The sequence below is a fragment of the uncultured Methylobacterium sp. genome (assembly GCF_964244095.1).
Classification (GTDB): domain Bacteria; phylum Pseudomonadota; class Alphaproteobacteria; order Rhizobiales; family Beijerinckiaceae; genus Methylobacterium.
In genome coordinates this window covers 1-1,087 of sequence record NZ_CAXTHR010000193.1, presented here as the reverse complement: position 1 = coordinate 1,087, position 1,087 = coordinate 1, and the positions used below count along the sequence as shown (strand labels likewise).

At 63.9% G+C, this 1,087-nt stretch carries 1 pseudogene; it reads left to right on the top strand.

Annotated features, from left to right (window positions below):
• Positions 1–686, top strand: a pseudogene (locus ACFE86_RS20530) (hypothetical protein); the annotation flags it as partial.
• Positions 687–1,087: the final 401 nt, after the last annotated feature.

Here is a 1,087-nt window from a genome sequence, read left to right as displayed (position 1 = left end):
GACTCGGGGACGGCGAGGCTTTACCGGCGGGCGGCTATGGTGCCGGGATGTGCAACCTGCATAGCCTGAAGCGGTCACAAGACGAGATCCGGCTCGCGTTCGCGGTCGCGACCAACGCCGACCGGCCGCCCCTGCCTACGATCTTCCCGAACACCGTCGCACCCGTGATCCACCTGCGGGGCTCGGTGAAAGGTACGTCGCGGCGGCCGAAGAGGCGGTTGTCCGATGAGCGAGGCCCAGAACCGATCCTCCGGCGTCGTCGGCGAGCACTCGATGCAGCCGGTCAGCTCAGGCGTCAGCGGGCAAATCGGCATGGGAAAAGCTACGCAGTGTCGCTCCCGGCGTCCATCAGCCCCCAGCTTGTGCCACGGCATGACGAACGGCGCCTCGAACGCGACACCGAAGCGGCCCGGCGCAGGTTCCGGCGCGAACGTGGTGAGACGAGCCAGAACAGGCCGCTGTGCCTGGACAGCGATGTTCAGGACGCCCCGCGCCGCCTCCTCGTACCACTGCAAAGTCTCGGTGGTCGGCAGCTTGGTGGCGGAGAATGCACAGGTCCATTCGTCTTGGCCCGGGACCGGCCAAGGCCGATCGCCAGCTGTTCAACTGACCGGCGTGGACATATCAAAGGGATACAGTTCGACTCAGTCGAACAGGAAATGCTGTTCCCCATCCGCGCGGAGTGATGCCACGCGCAGAAGGGCCTCCGGATAATCCGTTAGCAGATGAGGCCAGCGTGCCGAGCCGCGGATAGCTGGCATCGCCGGTGGATCGTCGGACGTGGTCATGCTGCCCAGATTACCACGCGTCCGGAGACCGGACGAAGCGGTGCTGTCTTCGGCTCCCGTGGGCATCTGTGGCCGCCGACGAGGTCGAGCGACTGCTCTTTCAAGGGCAATCCGCCCTACTGAGCGGCCAGACCCTGGCCGGTTTCATGTGCCAATCATGTGCCATGGAGGATTTCGGCACGGATGGGAGCGGCTGGCAGGACGATCGGTAAGTGATTGTAAAATCTTGGGAATGTCTGGAAACGGCTTGGAATGTGTGTCCAGACATGACAAAGGCCCCTTGCGGGGCCTTATGTCAT